Source organism: Streptomyces sp. GbtcB6 (genome assembly GCF_019091475.1).
GTDB lineage: Bacteria > Actinomycetota > Actinomycetes > Streptomycetales > Streptomycetaceae > Streptomyces > Streptomyces hyaluromycini.
The window spans coordinates 1-19,786 of sequence record NZ_JAGXJL010000071.1 but is presented as its reverse complement, the minus strand read 5'-3'; the positions used below and the strand labels follow the sequence as shown (position 1 = coordinate 19,786).

The 19,786-nt window shown below is 70.2% G+C and carries 22 protein-coding genes and 2 pseudogenes; 16 read left to right on the top strand and 8 right to left on the bottom strand.

What is annotated here, in order from left to right:
• Positions 1–45 precede the first annotated feature (45 nt).
• The gene (locus KVT45_RS49390; RefSeq protein ID WP_217559988.1) at positions 46–480 is read left to right on the top strand and encodes an Rrf2 family transcriptional regulator; all 435 of its coding nucleotides are present in this window, start codon (positions 46–48) and stop codon (positions 478–480) included.
• Positions 481–515: 35 nt separating this feature from the next.
• A pseudogene (locus KVT45_RS49385) lies at positions 516–813 on the top strand (hypothetical protein); the annotation flags it as partial.
• 160 nt (positions 814–973) lie between these two features.
• On the opposite strand, the gene KVT45_RS49380 reads toward KVT45_RS49385, so the two are convergent.
• Positions 974–2,305: a S9 family peptidase gene (locus tag KVT45_RS49380; RefSeq protein WP_217559975.1), complete on the bottom strand. Its 1,332-nt coding sequence runs from the start codon at positions 2,303–2,305 to the stop codon at positions 974–976.
• A 157-nt stretch (positions 2,306–2,462) separates the two neighbouring features.
• Here KVT45_RS49380 and KVT45_RS49375 point away from each other — a divergent pair, with 157 nt between their 5' ends.
• Together KVT45_RS49375 and KVT45_RS49370 are read left to right on the top strand one after the other, a co-directional pair.
• Positions 2,463–2,711, top strand: coding sequence for a hypothetical protein (locus KVT45_RS49375; protein ID WP_217559967.1), 249 nt, complete (start codon positions 2,463–2,465; stop codon positions 2,709–2,711).
• A complete protein-coding gene (locus tag KVT45_RS49370) occupies positions 2,701–3,084 on the top strand; it encodes a fumarylacetoacetate hydrolase family protein (protein ID WP_217559965.1) in 384 nt (127 codons plus the stop codon). The genes KVT45_RS49375 and KVT45_RS49370 overlap by 11 nt, the downstream gene beginning before the upstream one ends.
• A gap of 69 nt (positions 3,085–3,153) precedes the next feature.
• On the opposite strand, the gene KVT45_RS58280 is transcribed toward KVT45_RS49370, so the two are convergent.
• The 3 genes from KVT45_RS58280 to KVT45_RS57175 form a co-directional block, all read right to left on the bottom strand.
• Positions 3,154–3,741, bottom strand: a complete 588-nt coding sequence (locus tag KVT45_RS58280; protein WP_308311114.1) for a TetR/AcrR family transcriptional regulator — start codon at positions 3,739–3,741, stop codon at positions 3,154–3,156.
• Positions 3,738–4,004, bottom strand: a complete 267-nt coding sequence (locus KVT45_RS58275) for a hypothetical protein (RefSeq protein ID WP_308311113.1) — start codon at positions 4,002–4,004, stop codon at positions 3,738–3,740. Before KVT45_RS58275 ends, KVT45_RS58280 begins: the two co-directional genes overlap by 4 nt.
• A 69-nt stretch (positions 4,005–4,073) precedes the next feature.
• Entirely contained in the window at positions 4,074–4,607 is a 534-nt protein-coding gene (locus tag KVT45_RS57175; protein ID WP_254648489.1) for a hypothetical protein, read from the bottom strand.
• Between KVT45_RS57175 and KVT45_RS57170 the strand changes: the two genes are divergently transcribed.
• The 4 genes from KVT45_RS57170 (at position 4,530) to KVT45_RS49345 (ending at position 10,029) form a co-directional block, all read left to right on the top strand.
• Complete coding sequence (locus KVT45_RS57170; protein WP_308311116.1) at positions 4,530–5,294, top strand: MSMEG_0565 family glycosyltransferase; 765 nt, start codon at positions 4,530–4,532, stop codon at positions 5,292–5,294. The genes KVT45_RS57175 and KVT45_RS57170 overlap by 78 nt on opposite strands.
• 105 nt (positions 5,295–5,399) lie before the next feature.
• Complete coding sequence (locus KVT45_RS49355; RefSeq protein ID WP_217559951.1) at positions 5,400–8,198, top strand: BTAD domain-containing putative transcriptional regulator; 2,799 nt, start codon at positions 5,400–5,402, stop codon at positions 8,196–8,198.
• Positions 8,199–8,314: 116 nt separating this feature from the next.
• On the top strand, positions 8,315–9,232 hold the full coding sequence (locus KVT45_RS49350) for a TIGR03619 family F420-dependent LLM class oxidoreductase (protein ID WP_217559936.1): 918 nt from the start codon (positions 8,315–8,317) through the stop codon (positions 9,230–9,232).
• 137 nt (positions 9,233–9,369) lie between these two features.
• Positions 9,370–10,029 carry a hemerythrin domain-containing protein gene (locus KVT45_RS49345; RefSeq protein ID WP_217559927.1) on the top strand — a complete coding sequence of 220 codons (660 nt, stop codon included), beginning with the start codon at positions 9,370–9,372 and terminating at the stop codon, positions 10,027–10,029.
• Positions 10,030–10,126: 97 nt separating this feature from the next.
• Here the strand turns inward: KVT45_RS49345 and KVT45_RS49340 are convergent, their stop codons facing one another.
• Both KVT45_RS49340 and KVT45_RS49335 read right to left on the bottom strand, forming a co-directional pair.
• Positions 10,127–10,600, bottom strand: coding sequence for a GNAT family N-acetyltransferase (locus KVT45_RS49340; RefSeq protein WP_217559925.1), 474 nt, complete (start codon positions 10,598–10,600; stop codon positions 10,127–10,129).
• A gap of 18 nt (positions 10,601–10,618) precedes the next feature.
• Positions 10,619–11,416: a FadR/GntR family transcriptional regulator gene (locus KVT45_RS49335; protein ID WP_217559915.1), complete on the bottom strand. Its 798-nt coding sequence runs from the start codon at positions 11,414–11,416 to the stop codon at positions 10,619–10,621.
• 310 nt (positions 11,417–11,726) lie between these two features.
• Here KVT45_RS49335 and KVT45_RS49330 point away from each other — a divergent pair, with 310 nt between their 5' ends.
• From KVT45_RS49330 to KVT45_RS49300, 7 genes are all read left to right on the top strand, one after another.
• On the top strand, positions 11,727–12,671 hold the full coding sequence (locus KVT45_RS49330) for a hypothetical protein (RefSeq protein ID WP_217559903.1): 945 nt from the start codon (positions 11,727–11,729) through the stop codon (positions 12,669–12,671).
• 12 nt (positions 12,672–12,683) lie between these two features.
• Complete coding sequence (locus KVT45_RS49325) at positions 12,684–13,439, top strand: tyrosine-type recombinase/integrase (RefSeq protein ID WP_217559901.1); 756 nt, start codon at positions 12,684–12,686, stop codon at positions 13,437–13,439.
• A gap of 8 nt (positions 13,440–13,447) precedes the next feature.
• Positions 13,448–13,798 carry a helix-turn-helix transcriptional regulator gene (locus tag KVT45_RS49320; protein ID WP_254648488.1) on the top strand — a complete coding sequence of 117 codons (351 nt, stop codon included), beginning with the start codon at positions 13,448–13,450 and terminating at the stop codon, positions 13,796–13,798.
• A gap of 90 nt (positions 13,799–13,888) precedes the next feature.
• Positions 13,889–15,391 carry a carboxylesterase/lipase family protein gene (locus KVT45_RS49315; protein ID WP_217559884.1) on the top strand — a complete coding sequence of 501 codons (1,503 nt, stop codon included), beginning with the start codon at positions 13,889–13,891 and terminating at the stop codon, positions 15,389–15,391.
• Between the two features lie 44 nt (positions 15,392–15,435).
• Positions 15,436–15,795 (top strand): hypothetical protein, encoded by a 360-nt coding sequence (locus KVT45_RS49310; RefSeq protein WP_217559876.1) that lies wholly within the window; start codon positions 15,436–15,438, stop codon positions 15,793–15,795.
• A 210-nt stretch (positions 15,796–16,005) separates the two neighbouring features.
• Positions 16,006–16,383: a hypothetical protein gene (locus tag KVT45_RS49305; RefSeq protein WP_217559874.1), complete on the top strand. Its 378-nt coding sequence runs from the start codon at positions 16,006–16,008 to the stop codon at positions 16,381–16,383.
• Positions 16,384–16,663: 280 nt separating this feature from the next.
• On the top strand, positions 16,664–17,086 hold the full coding sequence (locus KVT45_RS49300; protein WP_308311112.1) for an SsgA family sporulation/cell division regulator: 423 nt from the start codon (positions 16,664–16,666) through the stop codon (positions 17,084–17,086).
• Positions 17,087–17,195: 109 nt separating this feature from the next.
• Here the strand turns inward: KVT45_RS49300 and KVT45_RS49295 are convergent, their stop codons facing one another.
• Both KVT45_RS49295 and KVT45_RS49290 read right to left on the bottom strand, forming a co-directional pair.
• Positions 17,196–17,900, bottom strand: coding sequence for a TetR/AcrR family transcriptional regulator (locus tag KVT45_RS49295; protein WP_217559872.1), 705 nt, complete (start codon positions 17,898–17,900; stop codon positions 17,196–17,198).
• A gap of 218 nt (positions 17,901–18,118) precedes the next feature.
• Entirely contained in the window at positions 18,119–19,156 is a 1,038-nt protein-coding gene (locus KVT45_RS49290; protein ID WP_217559865.1) for a hypothetical protein, read from the bottom strand.
• Between the two features lie 161 nt (positions 19,157–19,317).
• Between KVT45_RS49290 and KVT45_RS57165 the strand changes: the two are divergent.
• Positions 19,318–19,437, top strand: a pseudogene (locus KVT45_RS57165) (LacI family transcriptional regulator); the annotation flags it as partial.
• Positions 19,438–19,786 lie beyond the last annotated feature (349 nt).

The following is a 19,786-nucleotide window of genomic DNA, read 5'->3' as shown; positions in this document are numbered from 1 at the left end:
GAGGAGACCCTCCGTCGGACACCGCCGGTCCGGCATGATGGGCGCATGTACATCTCCGCGAAGGCGGACTACGCCGCACGCGCTCTGCTGGAGCTCGCCCGACAGCCTGACCGCCCGTTGACCTGTGAGGCGGTCGCCTCCTCGCAGGACATCCCGTTCCGGTTCCTCAAGTCCGTGGTGGGCGAGTTGCGCCGGGCCGGTCTGGTCCGCAGCCAGCGCGGCTGCGAGGGCGGGTACTGGCTGGGCCGGCCCGCCGCCGAGATCACCCTGCTGGATGTCGCACGGGCCGTCGACGGCGAGGTCATCACCCTGCGCGGCGAGCCGCTGGCCGGGCTGGACTACCCGGGGCCCGCCGTCGGCCTGCCGGACGTGTGGCGCCGGATCGAGGAGGAGGCCACGGCCGTGCTGGCCGGGGTCACCATCGCCGGGCTGCTGCTGTCGGAGCCCGCCGGGCGGGCACACGCCAAGGGCGCCGCGTGACGCGCGGACCGGGCGAGCCGGCGGCCGAGGACGACTTGGACGTCGAAGTCGTGGAGTACACCGACCCGTTGTGCCCCTGGGCGTGGGGATCGGAGCCCGTCTTCCGCGCGCTGCGCACCGCACTGGCCGGCCGAGACCGCCTGGTACGCCCGCTACGTCGAGGACATCGGCCGCCACGCCAAGGCCCCCCGCATGGCCTGTCCGAGCCGGGTCGCGGCGAGTTCCCGGCCGGCCTCGCTGGTCGCGAAGACCGCCGAACTCCAGGCCCCGGACCTGGCCGACCGGGTGCTACGGCGACTACGGGAGACCGTGTTCGCGCTCGGGGAGCCGGCCGTCCCCGACCTCGCCAAGAGCCGGGACTACAACAGCAAGGGCGACCAGATCAGCTTCTCGGCGGCGCTGCACGGCCGGACCCCGCGCCTGGCGGCCGTCGGCTGAGCCACCGTCCCGGGTCGGTGGTGCGGCCGGCCAGGCTCGCGGCAGTGACAATTCCTCAGGCCCGGGTGTGCTTTGCCGAGTGGGCATGGAGCTTGTGCGCCAGCCAGCCCAGGGAGTAGTCCATCCACTCGCTGTAGTGGCCCATCGCGCAGTGATCGTCATGGGGGTACAGCTTCAGCTCGCCGAGCGGCGCCGCCTCGGCGAGGTCGACCGAGTCCCGGGTGCTGATGAGGGTGTCGGTGTCGCCGTTGATGACCAGGAGGGGAATCGCGATCTCGGAGTAGAGGTCGCGGATCGAGAACGCGCGGAGCTTGCGGCCGAGTCCGAGGAGGCTCTTCGCGCCGGTGGTGTTCCGCAGGGTCGAGAGCATGATCTCGGGCATCCCGAAGGCTCCGGATACCTGGAAGCTTCGGTGGTAGGGCCCGCCGTTGGACACCGCGGCTTTGAGGCGCCCATCGCGCGCGGCCATGCGCGTTGACCAGTGCGCGCCGAAACTGAGACCCATGATGCCGATGCGCCCGGCATCGATCCGGGGGTCGGCCACGATGTGGTCGAGCACGGCTCGGTAGATCCGCTCCGAGTCCACGGACAGCGGCTTTCGGTAGGCGAAGGTGCCCGGCATCTCCATCATGATCATCGCCATGCCGCGGTCCCGGAGCCTGAGGACCGGCATGACCACTTCCTGGGTCGTGCCCTCCAGCCCGTTGGTGACGAGTACGGCAGGGACCGGGTCCGCGCTCCTGGGCAGCGCCATGCAGGCGGTGACGGTCTCGTCGTCGACACGGATCTCGAGACGCTCGACGTCCAGTCCCATCGCCGGGCCGAGAGCGTGCAGCAGCACGTCGAAGATCCGCCGGGAATCGCGGTATGCCGCCAGGCGCCGGGGCGTCCAGCCCGGCCACGAGGCCGCGAAGAGGTACGTCATCGCTTTGACGAGCGCGTCGATGGCCACAGCTGCGTCGCCGTACTCGGGATGCCGCCCGGTGAAGGACGCGACGAGGTCGGCCGCGTTCTCGGGACGCCGCTCGGCGAATACTTCGACGGCCGGTGAGAGCACCGGGCGGAGTCGCTGTGCGGCGGTGTCGGGATCACCTTCGAGCAGGTCGGCCATCCGCGGTCCGTTCAGCCGCCCGAGGGCGGTCTCCGCGCGTGCGGTGTGTTCGGCGGCCAGGCCGCGCCAGTAGTTCGCCCAGGTCAGATCCTCGAAGGAGCGGCAGGCGTCGAGCTGCGCGGCGAACACCGCTTTGTCGATGCCCCCGAGGTTCGAGAAGCGGTCCACGAAGAGCGCCGGAAGGAAGTACCCGACGCCGCGCCGACGCGCTGCCCGCTCCGTCGTGTTCGCGAACGCACAGGCGGTCACCAGCAGCTTCTTCCCGGCTGTGGACATGAGCTCTCCGATCTCCATGGCGCCGGCAGCACGCGGCACGGTAGGCCCCGTCGGCACTAAAGCAAGTTAGATTGCGTTACTCATTAAAGCAATAGAACCTGCGTTAATTTGTCAGCGTGAGGCGAAGGCCCCCACCGGACGGAACAGAGGTGGGGACATGGGCGAGGACACGATCGAGGCCGCGCGCCGGCGGCGTGCCGGGGAGGTCGTGGCCTTCGAGGTGCCGGCCGGCGGAAGCCGGGCGTCGTGGCCGGCCGACGCCCCGGCGCCGCCGCCGGTTCCTTCCTGGCGCGAGGAGCACCCGGCGCCCGCGAACGGCACTCCCCCGCCGTTCGCGTCCGCCTCGTTCCGCGACTTCATGCTCTACGAGCGGCACGCCGTCGATGCCGCGCGCGATGGCGCGTAAATACCTGCCGACCGCCGACAAGGGCGCGTCCGGTCTTGAGCGGCCGGCCGGGAGGACCTTCCCGGGGTTCATGCCTGCTCGGCTCTGGTACCGGCAGCCCGTCTACTACATGAGCAACGCCCTCACCATCGGCCCCAGTGGCGCGACGATCGCGGCGCACGACGTGCAGCTCGCCGAGATGCGCGGCGGCTTCGGACCGCACGGGGCCACACACTTCGCGAGTTCGATGTCGTCGGTTCTGGTCGCCGCCTCGGAGGTGCCCGATGGATCGGCATTGTCCACCCGGGTCGGGGTCAACGGCGTGATGGTCGCCCGTGGCAGCACGTCGGGGATGCGGCACTCGGCTGGCGAGGCGCTCGCCCACGCCTCCTGAGGCGAACAGCTCTTCCCCGGCGAGCTGTTCGGCACCGGCACCGTCCAGGAGGCTGCGGTCTGGAGACCGCTAGGCGGTGAACGCCTTCCCCGTCGTCTCGGCCAACTGCTCCAGGAACAGCTGATCGATGGCTTGACGGGTCATCAGGATCCGGAAGTGGATGGGGGCGACGAAGGACTCCAGGAGACGTCGTTCATCGGTGCCCTCGGGCAGCTCGCCGCGGGTGATGGCGCGAGTCACCAGGAGGGAGCATTCGTCGAAGCGGGCCTGCCAGAACTCGGCCCGCGCGGCTCCGATCGCCTCTTCGTCGTCCGACAGGGCGAAGGTGCGCATCAGCGCCCGGCCGAGCGGCGACTGCCCGTACTCGGCCAGCGAACGCCCCAGCGCGACGAGGTCGCCTTCGAGGGTGCCGGTGTCGGGCGTGGGGAGCAGTTCCGCGCTCAGTTCGGAGAGCGCCTCGACCGCCAGGCGCTCCCGGGTGCTCCACCGGCGGTAGATGGAGGTTTCATGAACGCCTGCCCTCTTCGCGACCTCGGCGATCGTCAGTCCGGCTGCCCCGGCTTCCGCCAGGACCTCCAGCGTCGCCGTGAAGACCGCGGAGCGGACCCGTGCGCTTCTGCCGCCTGGGCGCCGACGGACCTCATTCGTGGTGCTCACGGGCGCATTATCGCAGGCATGCTTGCGATTGTCGCAGAGAGAGCGGGCTGGTCCGGCCCAGGGCGCTTGGCGTCGCCGTACTCCGGGTCGGCGTACTCTCCTGCGGCGTACAAGCGGTCCCGGGCGCGGGTGAGCTCCGCCCGGATGCCCGCCGTGTCGATGCCGACGAGTGCGCCGCCCCGCTTGACGAACCGGCCGTCGATCATCACCGTCGCCACGTTGCCGCGCGCCGCGGACAGGCCGAGGTTGAGGCCGGCGTCCACGGTGGGACACGAGATCGCGTGCGCACCGTGGTCGGCCGGCAGACGGAACTCCTCCGTCGTGGCGTCGCATCAGTGCACGAAGTGCGTTTCCGTGCCGAGCAGCCCCTCCTCGGCGAGCCGCGCGATGGACCGCTTGGCTCCCAGCCCCATGGGCACGCCCACGTGAAAGCTCATCGGTACGCCCATGGCGCGGGCGGCCGCGATGTCGGCCCGGGTGATCTCCAGGATGGCGCAGTCGAGTCCCTGGAGTGCCAGGGCGAAGGTGAGGCGCTGGTCGGCGCAGGAGCAGTGCCGCTCTCGCAGTTGTGCGGCGTGCTCCCAGGAGCCCGCGGTGTGGATTCCGGCGACTTCCTCCGGTTTCTGAGTCATGGAGGCGCCGCAGGCGAAGACCACGCGCAGGGGCAGGCTCAGGTGGACGTCCATGGCCGCCTCGGCGTGCGCCGGCGTGCTGATCACGTGGCACCAGTCGAAGACGGTGGTGACTCCGGCATCGATCGCGTCGACGATGCCCGCGCGGGTGCATGCGTGGAGGTCGTCGGTGGTGAAGGCCGGGCCCGGCTTGGGCCACCCTCCGGTGACCATGCCGACGATGCACATGTCCATTCCGCTCCACGGGCCCGCATCTGTGTCTCCCGGGCGGTCGCGGACGAACTCGCCGTGGGCTGGGGCCTGACGGCGGAGGTCATCCCCAACGGCGTGGCGTACGACCGCTTCGCCGCCACGGATCCGGCGGACCGTGCGAACTGGCGCTCCCTGCTTGGCCGGTACGTCCTCACGATCGGCGGTATCGAGCCCCGCAAGGGCTCCCTCGACCTGCTGGAGGCCCACGCACTGCTGCGCATCGCGCACCCCGGTGTACGCCTGGTGATCGCGGGCGGCGAGACCCTCTTCGACTACCGCGACTACCGGGCCCGCTGGGAGGCACGGGCAGCGGAACTCGACGTGCAGCCGCTGGTGTTGGGACAGGTGCGTGACGCCGAACTGCCGTCCCTGGTTGCCGCGGCCGGGGCCTTCGCCTTCCCCTCCGTCAAAGAGGGCTTCGGCCTCGCCGCCATGGAGGCCCTCGCGGCCGGCGTGCCTCTGGTCGTACGCGAACTCCCCGTGCTGCGCGAGGTGTTCGTCGGCGCCGCCCGGTTCGCCGCCACCCCTCGGGACCTGGCCGCCGAACTCGATGCCGCCCTCACGCAGGACGCCCCCGTACACCGGGCGGCGGGGCGAGCACTGGCCGCTCGCCACACCTGGACCTCCGCCGCGCGGCACCACCTGGCGTTCTACCGGTCCCTCGGCTGACGGCCCGCCGTCCGACGACCGCCGGCCGGTGGACCGGATTCCGGGCTCCGGCGCGCGGCCCGGCAGCCGTCTGACGAGCCCGTTCGGGCCGCTAGACTCTGCCAAGTGGCGACGGCGGGTGAAGGGTACGAGTTCGGGCTGCTGGGACCACTGAGTGGCCGCCATGGCGGGCGTGAGCTGGATCTGGGCAGTCCGCTCCAGCGTGCGGTCCTGGTCCGTCTCCTGCTCGGAGAAGGACGCCAGTGCGGCCTCCACCACCTCGTCGACGCGCTGTGGGAGGAGCCCCCTGGCAACGCGGTGCGCTCCGTGCAGACGTACGTCTACCGCATCCGCCTCTCGTTGGGTGAGGAACGCTCCCGGCTGGAAACCACGCAGGGCGGATACCAGCTCGGCATCCCGGAGCAGGCCGTGGACGCCCTGCGTTTCGAGGGACTCGTCCGTGAGGGCGAGGAACTGCGGGCCGCGCGGCGGACCGGCCCCGCCCTGCGTGCGTTCGACACCGCACTGGCGCTGTGGTCGGGGGAACCGCTGTCCGGCGTGCCCGGCCCCTACGCCCAGCGGCACCGCCGGCGCTTCGTCGATCTGCGGCTGAACGCCCGGGTGGCACAGTTGGAGTGCGCCGATGAGCTGGGTGAGCACGCCCGCGTGGCGACCGAACTGGTCTCACTGATCGCCGACCATCCGCTGCGCGAGGACCTGTACGCGCTGCGCATGCGTGCGCTGTACCAGGCCGGGCGGACGGCGGAGGCCCTGGCGGTCTACGCCGCGGCCCGCGAGACCATGGTGGCCGAACTGGGCATGGATCCGGGGCCCGAGCTGCGCGAGTTGCAGGGCCGCATCCTCAGCGGCGCCGAGCCCGCCCCTGTCGAGTCGTATGCCGGGGGAAGCCGTGCCGATGCCGCGCCGTCGACCGGTGGCAGGGTCTCGACCGGTGCCACAGCCCTGCCCCGTGCCGCGACCTCGCCCCATGCCGCGACCTCGATCCGTGCCACGACCTCGATCCGTGGCACGACCTCGACCAGTGCCATGCCGTCCGCCGGTGCCGTGCCGTCCGCCGGTGCTTCCGGCGACACCGCGACACGGTCGGGAGGCCGGGGACAGGACACCGAATCAGGCGCTGCCGAAGCGGCCGACCGGTCCGCGTCTGCGCACGTCGAGCCGGTCCCGGCCGGCGTCCGCCCGCAGCAGCTGCCTCCGGCGCCGGGCGACTTCGTCGGGCGGGAGCGGTTGCAGGAGCGGCTCCGGCTCGCGCTGCGGCCCAGCGGGGAATCGGTCGCGCTCGCGGTACTCAGCGGCATCGGCGGCGTGGGGAAGACAGCGCTCGCGTTGCGCGTCGCCCATGGCATCCGCGGTGACTATCCGGACGGGCAGCTCTATGTGGACCTGCGGGGTGACGGCGGCCAACCCGCCGATCCCGCGGACGTACTGGTCGACTTCCTCCTCGCGCTCGGCATGCCCGCCGCCGACATCCCCGCGACGCCCACCGCCCGCACCGGCGCCTACCGCACCCTGACCGCCGACCGCCGGATTCTGGTGCTCCTGGACAACGCGTCCGACACCGCCCAGGTGACGCCGCTGCTCCCGGGCACACCCGGCAACGCCGCGCTGATCACGACCCGGCACCGGTCGCTCGTACCGCCGGGTGCGACGCGTTTCGAGGTACCGGTGCCCGATCAGCAGGAGGCGGTGGCCATGCTGGGCCGGTTCACCGGCGACGCCGAGATCGCCGCCGCCCCGGAACTCGCGCTCGAACTGGTGCACGCGTGCGGGCAGCTGCCGTTGGCGCTGCGCATCATCGGTGCCCGTGCGGCGGCTCGTCCCGGACGCGGGCTCGGAGCGCAGTTGCTGCGCCTGCGCGCCGAGGAGCACCAGCTCGACGAGTTGCGGGCCGGAGGCATGTCGGTGGAGGCCACCTTCCAGGTCGGCTACCGGGCCCTCGCCCCCGTTCAGGCCCGGGCGATGCGCCTGTGCGCGCTGCTCGACGCCGCCGATTTCCCGGTCGCGGTCGCGGCGGTACTGCTCGACCGGCCCGAGCAGGAGACCGAGGAGCAACTCGAGCACCTGGTGGAGGCCGGTCTCCTCGAACCGCACTCGGCCGACCGCTACCGCTTCCACGATCTGGTACGGGCGTTCGCCGCCCGTCGTGCGGACCGCGAGGAACCCGTCGCGGACCGCGAGGCGGCGCGGGTGCGGCTGACGATGTTCCTCCATGCCACCCTGCTCCAGGCCATGAGCGCGACCGAGCGGGCCGGCTCGCTCAGCACCCACCTCTTCTCCGTGCCGCTGACCGGGCTGCGGTTCACCGACGCCGCGGAGGCGCGCAGCTGGCTGCTGGCCGAGCACACACTGCTGGTCTCGGTGTTCTCCCGGGTGCTGCGCGACATCCCGGACGCCGCGAGGATCGTCGTCGCCGCGCTCTCGGTCGTCGCGGCGAGCGGGCTGTTCGCCGGGCCCGCGCATCAGCGGGAGCTGGAACGCGTCACGGACCAGGCGGTCGCGGCGGCCGAACTGGCCGACGACCCGGCGTGGCAGGCGCAGACCCGGCACATCCGGGCCTGGCTCGCCTTCATCCGCGGGGATCTGACAGCGGCGGAAGCCGATCTGCGCGAGGCGGTCCGGCGGGAGCGCGCCGTCGACGACCCGGTGACGTTCTTCCTGTCGGCCCGGCTGCTGTCCGTCGTACTGGCGGACCAGGGGCGGACGGCGGAGGCCGTCGAGTTCTTCGCCGAGTCAGAGGCCGTCGCCGGCTCCGAGGACGATCCGAAGAGCCCGGCCTACTTCGGCCAGGAGGTGGGCCGCCTGTTCACCGCACTCAGCTCGGACCGGGCCGACGTGAACATCTCCGCGGCACAGCATGTGTACGAGGTGAGCGATCGCCTGCGGCAGGAGGCGGCGAAGCGCTGAGCGTCCTCGCTCGTCGAGTCGGCCCCGCTTTCACGCGCCGTCGACCGGATGTCGATCCGTGTGCGGCACGGTGATGCGAGAACGAACCGCAGCACCCCCTCGAACAGGTGACAGACATGCTCAAGATCGGTCTGGGCTCTCCCCAGTACGGATTGTTCACCGGCCCCTCCGCGATCTCCGGATTCGCCGCCTCGGTCGAAGCGATCGGCTTCGACAGCCTGTGGGTGGGCGACCGGGCCCTGGTACCGGCGCAGCCCCGTGACCCCTATCCCGGCGGTGGTCCCGTACCGGAGGGGTTCCGCAACTTCCTGGACCCCATCGCCACCCTGTCCTTCCTGGCCCACGCCACCCGACGGCTGCGTCTCGGGACCAGCACGCTCAACGCCCCCTTCTACTCCCCGCTCCTGCTGGCCCGTTCCCTGACGTCCGTCGACATCCTCAGCGAGGGGCGGCTCGACATCGGGTTCGGGCTCGGATGGTCGTCCGACGAGTACGAGGCCATCGGTGTGCCGTGGCGGGGGCGCGGGGCACGGCTGGAAGAGATCCTGGACGTGCTGGAACACGTCTGGTCCGGTTCGTCGGCCGCGTACGAGGGGGCGCTGTGGACGATCCCGAGTGCGCACCTCGAGACGCTCCCCGTGCAGCGGCCCCGGCCGCCGGTGCTCCTTGGCGGTTTCACTCCGGCCACCCTGGAACGTATCGGCCGACGCGCAGACGGCTGGGCGGGAGTCGCGCTGCCGGTCCCGCAACTGGCCTACGTCATCAGCCAGATCCGGCAGATCGCCGAGGCCAACGGGCGTGACCCCGACGCCCTGCGCACCGTCGTCCGGGTGAACCCCGTGGTGACGGCCGAGGCCGCGCCGAGCGACGCCGTTCCGCACCGGGGAACGGTCCTGCAGGTTTCCGACTACCTGCTCGCCGCCCATGCGGCGGGGGCCGACGAGGTTCTCATCGACCTGCAGCAGACCGCGCGAAGCGCGGAAGAGCTGACGGACCTGGCACACCGCTTCCACGAACTCCTGCGCAAGGGCTAGGGAGCACCTGGACCTGGACACCGCCGACCGCTTGTCGGCCCAGGCATTCACAGCCGCCATCGCCGGGCTTCACCGCCCGGCGATTCCCCATCACGCGCGTCGCATACCCGCATACCCAGATCAAGGAATACCCGACCATGCCTGATGCAGTCAGCTCGAAGCCGGATGTCCACGACATGGTGGTGGTGCACCGCAGTTTCCGTCGATCGTGCGCGGATCTGCCGGACCTGGTGCGCGGGCTGCGGCCCGGTGACACCGCGCGGGCCGCGCTGGTCGTCGATGCGGTGCGGTTCATGCTCATGGGTCTGGAAGCCCACCACGTCAGCGAGGACGAATTCCTCTGGCCCCGGCTCGCGGCACGGACGGCGGGGCAGGCCGAGGCGATCGCGCGCATGGAGGAGCAGCACCACCGGCTGGAAAAGCTGGTCACGCAGGTGACGGACGCGCTGGACGAACTGGCCGCCGATCCCCGGCAGCCCCTCTGTGAGCAGGTGGGGTCACAACTCACCGAACTGGGCTCGGTGTTGATCGCGCACATGGACGAGGAGGAGAACACCATCCTGCCGTTGGCCGCCGAATGTCTGAGCGTCGCCGAATGGGAGGAGCTGGGCGAGATCAGCCTGGCAAAGCTGGAGAAGAAGCATCTGCTGCGCGCCTTCAGCGCGTTGATGGCAGTAGCAACTCCCGAGGAGCAGCGAACGCTTCTCGCCAAGGCGCCCCTGCCCGCCCGCCTCCTGTGGCGCCTGTCCGGGCGCCGCTCCCACGCACGCTGGGAGGCTCGCCTGTACGGGGCGTGAGCCGCGGCATCCTGATTCCTCCTTCAGGGCACGGTGCCCACCTCAGCCCGTCGATCCCGCCGAGTGCTCCCCGGTCCGCGGTTCCGGGGAGCACGGTTCACCGCGTGTGGCCGGGTGTCCAGCGAAGGGTCATGTCGGGCAGGTTCTCCATGTTGCGATCGCCGTCGTCGGTGTCGAGGACGGTGAAACCGTGGCGCTCGTAGAACGCGCGGGCATCGGTGTTCTGCTGAAAGACGTGCAGGGACACCCCGTCGGGGCTGTGCCGCCTGACCTCGTCGAGGAGCAGCGTGCCGATTCCCTGCCGGCGGACGTCGGGGCGCAGATAGAGGTGTTCGAGCATGTCGCCGTCGAGGGCGGCATAACCGGTGATCTCCGCGTCACGCACGGCGACCCAGGTCCGGCATTGCCTGAGCAGGACGTCCCGGACCCATCGGGTCACCTGCTCGTGATTGCGCTTCTGCGGGGGCAGATAGGGCATGGTCGCCGACCGGGAGGCCATGTGGACGCGCGCGATCACGGCCGCGTCCGCCTCCACCGCGAACCGGATCCGAGTCTTGCCGTCGTCACTCATCCCGGGATTCCAGGGAGATCAGCTCAGCAACTGCTTCTGAGCCGCGGACAACTGCGAAACGAGTCGGGCGAACTCAGTGTCGGCGAGTTGGAACGACCTCGACTGTGTGGCCTTTCCGATCAGGTCGACCATGTGGTCGTGACAGGTCTGCGTGCACTGGACCGCCCGCGCCGCATCGCGCGCCTCCAATGCCGAGACGACGGCCATCCTGTCTTCCTGGAGCGGAGCCGTCGCCTTCTTCCATGCGCTGGGCTGCTTGGTGCCCATTTCAAGGGCAAGACCCACCTGGATATCAATCAGAAATCGACACAGCACCGCCAGCAGCGGATTGTGGCTGATCGCGGCCAGGGCCTGCAGAAAGTGCTTCAGATTCGCGGCGGTCTCCTGGAGGTCCGCCCCGGGCACGCGCTCCGCCGCTTCCCGCAGCTCGGCGAGATCCGCGTCCGAGGCACGCGTGACGGCGAGCGAGGCGGCGTGCGACAGCAACGCACCCAGGACCCCCAGCACGTCCGTCGGCCCCAGTTTCTCCAGTTGGATGACGGAGGCGAGTGACATCGCGGTCAGGCTGTCACCCTGTGCCGTGACGAAGGTGCCGCGACCCTGCTTGGAGGTCACGAGCCCCATGGCGGTGAGGGCCCGGATCGACTCGCGCACCGTCTGTCCACTGACGCCGAACTCGGCGGCCAGGTCCCGCTCGGCCGGCAGCCTGCTGCCGTGCGGCAGGGCGCCGCTGAGGATCCGATCGCGTAGATCCGCGAAAATCTGGTCCGAGATTCTTTCGCGGGTGAACTTCCGCCCCCCGCCGTCCATGCTCATGGACGCGACATTAAACACCTAGAGACCCAGTGTCAAGGTAACCAGTCAGCGCCTCAGCGCCGGCCCCGCTTCGCAACTTGCCAGCAAGTCTCTAGGTGACCTAGTGTTGAAGTCACCAAGGCAGAGATCCGGAGATCGAGGACCATCCCGCGAAGGTCTCGCGGATCCTCCTCCGACATCACCCGGGGCCGTTGTGCGATTGCCGCACGTTCCGCACGACCGTCGACGACGGCGCGCCTTGCACCCACCGGATCCAGTCCCGGAACGGGCCGGACATCCCGCGTGGGCCCCCCACATCCACCACTCACCCGTGGAGGTCACCGTGCAGATCGTGCACATCGACGAGGAGAACTGGTTCAAGGACCACCCCAGTGGTGTGCTGCACTTCCAGCACCTGCTCAAGGGCGAACCGGAATCGCCGGACAACTACATGTACGTCCTGGCCAAGCAGGTCGGCGAGTGGTCCATGCCGCGTCACCGCCACAACTTCGAGCAGATCCGGATCCCGCTGGTCGGCTCGAACACCACATACGGGCGAGGTGTGGAGCTCAAGGAGGGGCAGATCGGCTACTTCCCCGAGGGCCTGTCCTACGGTCCGCAGGAATCCCCGCTGACCGATCTGAAGCCGGGTGAGCCGCTGGCCCTGGCACTTCAGTTCGGCGGATCCTCCGGGTACGGCTTCATGAGTATCGACCAGCGGCGCACGGCCATGCGGGAACTCGTCGAAGCCGGCGGGAAGTTCGAGGGCGCGCTCTACGTGAGTCCCGAAGGCAGGCGGCAGTGGGGGCTCAACACGGTCTGGCAGCACGTCTTCGGTGAGCGGCTCAAGTACCCGCGCCCCCGCTACCAGCACCCGGTGATCGCGGACCCCAAGCGGTTCAACTGGCTGCCGGTCGACGGGAGCAAGGGCGTCGACCACAAGTTCATGGGCTCCTTCTCCGAGCGGGGAGTCCGGATCGAGATGGTCAGGCTGCGCCCCGGCGCCCGCTGGACCTCGATCGACTCCGGCGCACAGCGGATCCTGACGGTGCTGTCCGGCGAGGCCGGGTGCGAGGGCGAGGACCTCAGGTACCTGAGCACGCTCCGGGCCGACGCGGGTGAGCAACTGGAGCTGGCGGCCTCCGACGCCTCCGAGGTGGAGATCCTCCTGATCGGCCTGCCTCCCGTCGTGATCCCGGAGGCGGCTTCGGAGGAGTACGACGTCGACCCCGACCCCGACCCGAACCAGCCCGTTCACATCGACTCCGGCTTCTGAGGACGAGGCGGCATGCCGCAGCTGCCCGACAGCGACGAGCGGTACGGCCGGACGCAGTTCTGCGCGGACCGATACGGGGACGCGCCGACGCGGCTCCGCTCCGAGCGGAGCACCGCGGCCGACCTCGACGAGGCCGAGGACGGGCCCGATCGCCCGCCCATGACCCGCCACGAGCTCCAGGCCTTCTTCGACCATGCCGACGGGCGCGTGCAGCGGACCGTGGACGGCGGCCGCAAGGGTGCGATGGCCGCGTTGCGCGACACCATGATGTTCAAGGTCATGTACGCCTACGGGTTGCGCCGGAGCGAGGTGGTCCGTCTCGACGTAGCGGATCTGCGGCCGGACCCGCGTGTGCCGCAGTGGGGACGGTACGGATCGCTGCACGTGCGCCACGCCGGCCCCGCGGGCGGCAGCCCGACCGGTGAGCGCATCGTGCTGTCGCTGCCCGAGTTCGACTGGGCCGTGGAGGGCCTTCGGCAGTGGGTCGAGCTCGCGCGCCCACGGATGCGCGGGGAGGCGTGCCCGGCACTCTGGCTGACCGAGCGGGCCAGCCGGGTGACCGGTTCATACCTGGACAGGCGGTTCGCCGAGCTGCGCGACGAACTCGGATTCGCGAAGGACCTGGTGCCCGAGTGCCTGCGACAGAGCTATGTCGCGCATCTGATGGATTCCGGCTATCCGGAGCCGTTCGTCAGCGCGCAGGCCGGCCACCCCGGCCCGCGCGTCCGACCGGGCCGGCGCGCACCAGGAAGGCGGCCCGTGAAATGACGCGGAGGATGACGTTCAACTGGCGTGCTCGGCAGTTGATGGCGGCCCGCGGCATGCTCCAGGAATCCGATCTGCTGCCGCTGCTGGCCGAGCGCGGCGTCCGCCTGTCGCAGGTGCAGGTCCACCGGCTGGTGACGGGCCTGCCACGCAGACTCAACATGGAGTTCCTCGCCGCGCTCTGCGACATCCTGGAATGCACTCCGAGCGAGCTCATCGAGCCGGTGGTCCTGCCGGAGGAACACCGCGAGGACCCCGCCGACGGACAGACCGGCAGCGTGCGCATCGGCGACCTGCGCCCCGTGCGCGCCCGCATCGCCACCGGCCATCCAGATTCAACAAGTCACCTAGTATCCCAGTGACCAGTGATGTGGCTCACGTCAGGACGGGGGCCACCGAAAGCGCCGTGACCCGGTTCGATTCGATCCGGTCCGGCGAACAGGAGAGCGATCATGAGCCAAGTCCGTGTGGAACAAGGCCTCCTTGAGGGCGACCGGCGGTCCGGGGTGTTCCGGTTCCGGGGTGTGCCGTATGCCGCCCCGCCGGTGGGAGAACTTCGCTGGGCCGCGCCGCAGCCGCCCGCCCCGTGGGACGGCGTGCGGTACGCGACGGAGTTCGGATCCGCTGCCGTCCAGACCGCGGACACCGGCGCGGATCTCGGGGCCGACCAGAGCGAGGACTGTCTCTACCTCAATGTCTGGTCCGCCACCCTGGACCCCGAGGCCCGCCAGCCGGTCATGGTCTGGATCCACGGCGGCGGCTTCATCAACTGGTCCGGCTCCATGCGGGAGTACCACGGCACGTCCCTCGCCGAGCGAGGTGTGACGTACGTGTCGTTCAACTACCGGCTGGGCGCGTTCGGCTTCCTGAACCACCCCGACACCGGTGGGAACGCGGCCGTCCAGGACTGGGTGGCGGCGCTGGAGTGGGTGTCCCGCAACATATCCGCCTTCGGCGGCGATCCGGACAACGTCACCGTCTTCGGCCAGTCCGCCGGCGCGGAGGCGGTACGCACCCTGCTCGCCACGCCCAGCGCGCGAGGTCTGTTCCATCGCGCCATCCTGCAGAGCGCCGGCTTCGAACCGCTCGCCGCAGGCGCCGGCTCGGGCCAGGGGCGCCGCCTGGCGGCGAGTGCCAGGTTCTTCGAGCGGATGGGCGGAAGCGACCTCGAATATCTGCGCGGGAAGCCGGTGCAGGAGGTACGCCTGGCCTCGCTCATGTCGTCCAACACCATGCCGCCGCCCGGCCAGGTGCACACCCCGGCCAATCTGGCCTGGGGCCCCACCGAGGACGGCAAGGTGGTGGGTGCGGACCTGACCTGGTGGAACCCCCGGGTACCCGTCCTCTTCGGCCACACCCGCGACGAAGGGCGCTTCTTCATCAGGCCCACCGGCCCCTACGGCGGTCCGCCCCGGGCCGTGGACCCGGCGGAGATCTACACACCCGCGACCCTGGCGAACATGGCAGCCGTCCTCGGCGGCCGCCGCGCCGACGACATCCTCGCCACGCTAGGCGGCAGCCCCTACGAGGCTCTGGAGGAGCTGTACACCACCGCCCTCTGGACGGAGCCGGCCCTCGCCTCGTACCGGCGCTTCGTCGACCTGGGCCGTACGGCCTACGCCTACCGGTTCGACCGCGTCTCACCGGCCAACCACAGGTCGGGCCTGCTCGCCTGCCACTGCTCCGAGTTCCCCTACGTCTTCGGGCACGTCGACCCGTCCGCCGACGGCTTCGACGAACGGGACGCCCTGGTGTCGGACGTGATGATGCACGCCTGGACGGAGTTCGCCCGCACCGGTGTGCCCAGCAGCCCGGACGGCACGCCCTGGCCCACCGCCACTTCGACAGCGCCACAGCTGACGGTCGTCGGTGAGGAAACCGGCAGCCGTCCGCTGGACATGAGCCCGGTCACCGAACTGATCCACTCGCTGCGCGCCGCCACCGAAACCCCCTGACCGCCCGGACAGCACCGCCGGGCCCTCGGCCTGGATCACGCGAAGTGATCGTCGCCGAGTTCGCCTACGAGTTCACGCTGCCGGACGACTCCACGGCCAAGGAGCCCTGCGTCTTCGTCATGCGTGTCCGGGACGGCCGGATCATCGAGTCACGCGACTGCATCGACCCGATCCGCACGTACACGGCACGTGGGATGGGGGCCGGAGACGCGGTCCCGCTCGAAGTCCTGCTCCGCTCAGCCAGCCAGTCGGCCAGCCGTTGTGGATCCGGCCCCGAGCCGGCCGAATTCCACGACAAGCCGACAGCAGCACCCCTCCCCCATCGCATCGGCCTCCGGCGTGCTCCCGGGAGGCAGTCCCTGAGACCAGATGCTGTCTCGCGTGTGTTCGCACCGCTCGTGTGAGTCTCTCCCCCTTCCGACGTGCTGTGATGGGCTTCACCGCAAACATGAGGCCCCCCTCGAGTACGCTGGGCAGCGCCGAACATGAGGGGCCCCTCCGGATGCCCCTCGCAGACCGGCACACGGACGATCCGGAATTTCCGGGTCGCACAACAGGGACATCACAGCGGCCGCCACACCGGCGGAATCGCAGCACATCACAAGGAAATGACCATGAACATGTGGATCAGGCGCGTCTCGATCGCTGTTGCTTCTACGGCACTGGCAGGCGGAGCCCTTCTCGGAACCGGCAGCTCGGCATCGGCGGCGACCGCCTCGGGACCCGCCGAGCACACGCGGCCCTCAGTCACCGCCTTCACCACCGGCAGCGACCACGACGGCCACCGCGACGAGGGATACGCGAGCGGTCACCACGGGGAGCAGGACGACGGTTGGAACGCACCCCGTGACCGGTACCAGAACGAGGACCGCCAAGGTCGCCACGCGTACGCCCAGGACACACACCACCGGGCAGAGGCGACAACGCGGTACGGCGTCGGCCTCGACCGCTGGTACCTGGACCAGGTCGCCTGGTATCAGCAGCAGCGCTGATGCGACCGCAGGCCATCACGGTCGGTTTGACGAACCGCGACGACGTCGTCGGGGATCACGTCGTCGCGGTTCGTCAAACCGACCGCTCGCCGAGCCGGCATCAGGCCCGGCCCGACGAAATCGCTTCTTGGCCGAACGGGGCCGGCACGCAGGAACCGCGTGTACTTCTCTCGCCTTCAGACGCTTCTGGTTGTGTCGGCGAGGCCAGCACATCCCGCGCCTCGAAGCACCCGGGCAGCGATCGCCGTGCCGGGCGAGCGGGACGCAGGAGTGAGGGACAGTGAGATCGGTCAGAACCGTGGCGTACGAGCTGCCCGCGCAGCTTGTCCTGTCCCCCGACCTGTCGGTGCCGATGCGTGCCGCATTGCGCTACGAGACGGATGACCCCTATGCCGTCCGCGCCGTCTTCCACCCCCCGGGCCAGGGGCGAACGGTCGAGTGGTTCTTCAGCCGCGACATGCTGGCTCAGGCCCTGGGCGAGCGCACCGGGCAGGGGGACGTGCACATGTGGCCGGCCGTCGACGCGGGACGCGCCATGGTGTTCATCGCTCTCCGTACACCCGCGGGGTCGGCCCTGCTCGGGTTCCCCGCGCAGGGCGTGGAATCCTTCCTGCGCGAGACGTGGTCCGCGGTGCCGTCGGGGGCCGAGTCCGGCCGGCTCGATCTGGACGCCGCGCTGGCCCAGCTGCTGGCGGGAAACTGAACGCCTCAGCTGGACGGCGACACCCTTGCGGGTCTGAGTGAGCCCGGTGCCGACTGCGGCACCGGGCTCGCTGTGTGTCCTGTCGCCGGGCGACCTCACCTGCCGCGGCTCATGCCTCCTCGTGGCACTCGCGGCACTCCTCTTCGGGGCACTCGAGAGTGGTGAGGGTCTGGTCGACCTGCCGGGGGGTCAGCGGCGGCTCCGGCAGCTCGTGGGCGCACTGGGCGCGGAAGGCGTCGAGCATCAGGTGAAGGTGGCGGCGCCAGGCGTTGGGGGCGACGGCACGTGTGGCCTGGATGATCCCGGCCTGGGACCAGATCACGAAAGCGAGGTCCTCCGGGGTGACATCCTCACGGAGGACGCCCTCCTCCTGGGCGTTGCGGAAGATCTGAGCGGCCCGTTCTCCCGCGCGCTCGAACATTCCCCTGCCGAGCGCATGAAGCGGCAGCCGGGCCGAGACCAGATCGTTGAAGGCACGGTCACAGGCCTGCAGCTCACAGAGCTTTTCCAGGTAGTGGCAGAACCCTTCCCAGGCGTCGTCCATGGCCTCAGCTTCTTCGGACGCGGCCAGCAGTTCCGTGAACTTCGCGGTGAAAAGCTCTTCGACCAGGTCGAGTCTGCGGGGGAAGTGCCGGTAGAGCGTCCCGATCGCGACGCCCGCCTCACGGGCAACACCCTCCAGGGACGCGTCCAGCCCCTGCTCGGCGAAGGCCTTGCGGGCGGCGGCCACGATCGCGTCCCTGTTGCGCTGCGCGTCGCGGCGCAACGGCTTGGCCGACGCCTGGGGCGTGGACAGGACGTGCTGCTGGCTCATGCATCCACGCTAACATGAGGGACCCCTCGAATTCAGGCTATGACCCAGCTCACGGCAGGGACGCAGCTTGGGCGGGCCGGGATACGGTCTGTAGCCGCACGGCGCCTCCCGGGCCGGAAGACACCGGCAACCGAGTGCCGGCCTGATCGATCCCCAGTCCGTCCGCACGGCCGATCCCGTCCGGAAACCAGCGGACGGGCTGGTGCGGGACCCCGGACTCACTGCATGTTCTCGAGGTGGGGGTGCTCGAAGGACGCGGGGCAGATGTAGATCTGCATGTTGTATCCGCGGCCGATCTGCACCATCGGCGGGTCTGACGGTTTGCGCAGCCCGACGGGCGCCGAAGGTTCCTCCCGATCTTCGAGGGGGATCCAGCTGCCGCTCCCGCCGTCCCATTCTCCGGAGCTGACGGTGAGCAGCGGCTGGTACGTGGCCTTACAGACGTCGCAGTGCATGGGCCAGGGGTCGCAGAAGCTCCACGGGCCCCAGCCACCGACTTTCCACCCCGGCGCGACGGAGTGCTCGTACTGGTAGTAGGCGCTGCCGGGGCTGAACTCCTCGTCCGGGTCTTCCTCGGCCCACTGCCTGCGTCCCCACTCATCCAGACGATCCGCGAGTTCCTCGGGCAACTCGTGGGGCGCGGGGTACTCGGTCACTACTTCAGGGTGGAGCACGCACGGCTCGGGAACGTAGTGTCCGTAGTGATCCACATCGACCGGTTCCGGCGGATCGGCGAGCAGCTTGTCGACGCTCCTGGAGTCCCGCCAGACGAGGTGGGCTGCGGGAATCCCCTCGTCGTGATCCAGGGGGCACCACAGCACCTGCAGCAGGTCCGTTCCCTCGGGGCCGGCCAGCCCGGGTATGTCGCGCAGGTAGAGCTGGGCGACGGGGAGCAGCGCATTTGGCCCGGGGTGTGGTGGATGCCCTGTTTCGAGTTCGTCGAGGTACGCCCGCTGGTCGGGGCTGAGGAGGTTCTCGCGAGGAGCGCGAGGACGCAACCAGGCTGCTTCGAGCAGCGCCCGGCTTTGACGGACATCGTCAAGGGAGACAGGGAGATCGCCGTAGTGGTGGTGTTCCTTCGTGCAGACCGGCCACTCGTCGTCGGCCGGCCACAGCAGCGGGCCGCCGACGGAACTCTCGTGGACAGTCGGCTCACCAGGGCGTGGATGAAGGCGCACTGCCTGCCGTGCCAGCGGAGCCAGCTCCGGGAACACCGACGCGATGTCAACAGGCCGGGGTGGTGTGGTTCTCGCCAACAGGACTCCTTCTCCAGCACACGCGCGAGTCTCGGGCGGGACTCTATATGCCTGCACTGACAGCCCCATCGGCACCCGTGCCAGTGAGGCGGCCCTTGGGGATCAAGGTGCTGCGCCTGCCAGAGGAGTACCGGAAGGAGGCCACCGCGACAGGTGAGCCGTACGAGGCCGGTCTGCGGGTGCCTGACGACACCGTGCTGGTCGGCTGCGACGACATCGGCTTCGCGGCTTGCGCCGTCGTGCCGTTGGCCTCGGTCGGACGGCCTGCCACCGTGATGGGGTAACAGGCCGGGCGACTGCTGGTGTGACGGCGCGGCTGCGCGGTGCAGTCAGCAGGGACAGGACGGTGCCGCCGGCCCGGTTGTGCCGGCATCCAGCCGAGCGCGAGGTCGCTGGATGCCGAACCGAGGACACCAGCAGGGGGGACCAGCCCGGCCTCCCGGTTGTTCGCCCCGGCTCACTGCTCGGCGGCTGCCAGTGCCGCCTGGGCCTTCTTGCGGTAGGTGGCGAGCTTGTCCGCGGGGGCGATGACCTGGCGGCTGCGGGACTTGACCGACACGTCGTGTCCCTCGGCCGCCCCGCGCAGGGCGCCGACGGTGGCCTGGGCGCGCGGGATGTGGGCGAACGGGT